Here is a 2,745-nt window from a genome sequence, read left to right on the forward strand (position 1 = left end):
ACCAGCCGGTCCCGGGCGTCCCGCGGCGAGCTGCGGGACGCCCGGGACCGGCTGGTCGCGTCCGACCCCGGAGGCACCAGGCTCCGACAGGCGGCCCGGGCCACGGTCGTGGTCGCCTCGACCCTGGTCGTGGAGCGGGTCGTGGCGTGGGCCCTGGGCGCGCAGCCCCTCATGCTGATGCTGCTCGGCGCCATCGTGACGATTCCGATGTCGACCGGCATCCGGGACACCCGCGGCGCGCTCGTGCTGCGCACCGCCGTGCTGTCGCCGGTGGCCTCGGCAGTCGGCGTGTCGCTCGCGGTGATCGCGGGGCAGCAGCACGTCCTCGGGCTGGTCCTGTTCGTCATCGTGGTCTTCACCGCCGTGTGGGTGCGGCGGTTCGGGCCACGCTGGTTCCACTACGGGTTCCTGCTCTGGCAGTCCTACTTCTTCGCGCTCTTCCTGAGCCCGCCCGTGTCCGCGTTGCCGTCGCTGCTCGTGGCTGTCGTCTGCGCGACGGTGTGGGTCGCGCTCCTGCTCGCCACCGTGCTGCACGACGACCCGGAGGCCCGGCTGCGACGCACCATCACCGCACTGCGGGCCCGCGCGCGGGCGGTCGTCTCCACGTGCCTGGACGTGTTGGACGACCCGGGCGACCGGGGGGCGCGCCGGGCCCTGCGCGCCCATCGCATCCAGCTCGGTGAGGCCGTCCTGCTCCTGGACGGCCAGCTGAGCGACGAGCGTGCCCTCCCGGACGGCGTGCCTCCCGGACGGCTCAGGCGGTGGATCGTCGACTTCGAGATCGGGATGGACCGGTTGTGCTCGGCCGTGCTCGACCTCGCGGCTGATCCCGGAAGCGTGCCGCGACGTCAGCAGACGGAGGTTCGCGACGTGCTGCGCCAAGTGGCGTGGGCGCACCCGGAGGCCGCGTTGGCCGGGGTGCAACGGCTCGAGAGAGAGGGCGCGACGCCGGTGTCCCGTCGCATCGCTCGCGCCGGACGACTCCTGGTCGACACCGTCGACCAGTGGGACTCGGGGGCGCTTCGGCTCGGACCCGACGCTGAGGAGGCACACGACTCGCAGGACGGCGACTTCGAGTCGGTCGTGCGGCTGACCGGGGGCAACCTGCCCGGCGTCGCGTCGCTGGCCGAGCGGTCGGTGCGCAGCGATGGTGCCGGCCGCTGGTCGCCCTCCCGCCTACGGCTGACGACGCGGCAGGCCATCCAGGCGGGAACGGCAGCGGCCCTCGCGATCCTGGCCGGTGAGCTCATCTCGAGCCAGCGCTACTACTGGGCGGTGATCGCCGCCTTCGTCGGTTTCGCCGGGACGGCGACAGCGGGTGAGACCCTGCGCAAGGGAGTCGCCAGGGTGTTCGGGACCGTTGCAGGGCTGGTCGTCGCGGTGGGCCTGGCCAACCTGACGGCCGACACCAGCACCCTGGCCCTGGTCACCACCTTGGCGTGCGTCTTCCTTGCCTTCTACCTGCAAGCCGTGTCCTACGGGGCGATGATCTTCTTCATCACCCTGCTGCTGGGCCAGCTCTACACCATGCTCCACTCGCTGGTCGACCAGTTGCTGCTGATCCGCTTGGAAGAGACGGCGATCGGCGCACTGATCGGGATCGGCGTCTCCTTCCTGGTGCTGCCCGCCGGCACTCGTGCCACCCTGCGCGCCGCCCGAGCGGCCTTCCTCGAGCACCTGGCCGACCTGCTGGAGGCCGCGGCCGATGCCTTTTCGGCACAGGACCCGCGGCGCGACCTGCTCGCCCTGACCATCGAGCTGGACGCGGCCTCGCGCCAGGTGCTGCGCACCGAGAGAGGACTGACCTACGGTCGGTTCTTCGGCGCAGTGCGCACCGGCATCAGGCACCGCGTCACCATGCTCGGTGTGTGCGCCGCGGCGGGGCGGGCCCTCGCCGCCGCACTGTCGACCGAACGGCCCACCAGCACGCCGTTGGCCGATACGTGCCGGGAACTCGTGGCGGAGTGCCGACGGCTCGCCGCCGCGCGGCAGCTCTACCCCCCACCCGAGCTGCCGGAGGGCACCCTGCCCGTGGCCGAACGGGTGGAGCCGCTTCTGGCAACGGCCGAGCGGGAAGCCGGCGGTCCCGCCCCGAAACCCACCGCAACGGTGACTTCTCTCGTCGCGATCCTGCGCCGGCTGACCCAGGCCTTGACGCTGCTCGGCCACGAACCGAGCCGCCGTCAGCGCCCGTTCACGGGCGTCGGCGGCTCAGCCGGGACGGGTGGAGCCTCGCCACGACGGCGCAGCCAGTAGGCATAGGTGGAGAGCCCGAGCGCAGCGCCCCAGACCGGCCAGAACATCTCGGGCAGCCAGCCGGCGACGTCGGCCATCCCGACCGGGAAGGCATCACCCAAGCCGCTGAAGAGGGTGAGTCGGACGAACATCAGCCCGGCCGACGTCACGGCCACGCTCACGAAGGCGGCGGGCACCACGGCCAGACCGACAGGGACGGGGCGACCGCCGAGCCCCGGCACCCATCGGGGAAACACCTCGCCCCACGGCCGCAGCAGGCCGAGCGTGAGCAACGCTCCCACCACCGCGAATGCGCCCAGCCCCGCGCCGAAACCGGCGATCGGACGCACCCGTTCGAAGGACTCGGCCGTGAGCCCGAGCGGGATCCCGACGAACCAGGCAAAGCGCGTCACGGCATAGCCGACAGGCACCAACACCGACACGGCAACCGCCACGCGCCCCCAGCGTGCCGCCCGCTCCGGCGCCCGCCAGCCGGTCGCCGCGTCGACG

General features: G+C 72.7%; 2 protein-coding genes. One reads left to right on the forward strand and one right to left on the reverse strand.

Features of this window, described 5'->3' with window-relative positions:
* Nucleotides 1-2,256: FUSC family protein (locus tag FRW57_RS20030; protein ID WP_152186883.1), on the forward strand; the 2,256-nt coding region annotated here is incomplete at its 5' end.
* On the opposite strand, the gene FRW57_RS20035 is transcribed toward FRW57_RS20030, so the two are convergent.
* Nucleotides 2,184-2,745: hypothetical protein (locus FRW57_RS20035; RefSeq protein ID WP_203230445.1), on the reverse strand; the 562-nt coding region annotated here is incomplete at its 5' end. The genes FRW57_RS20030 and FRW57_RS20035 overlap by 73 nt on opposite strands.

The sequence above is a fragment of the Segeticoccus rhizosphaerae genome (assembly GCF_009192725.1).
GTDB classification, from domain to species: Bacteria; Actinomycetota; Actinomycetes; order Actinomycetales; family Dermatophilaceae; genus Segeticoccus; species Segeticoccus rhizosphaerae.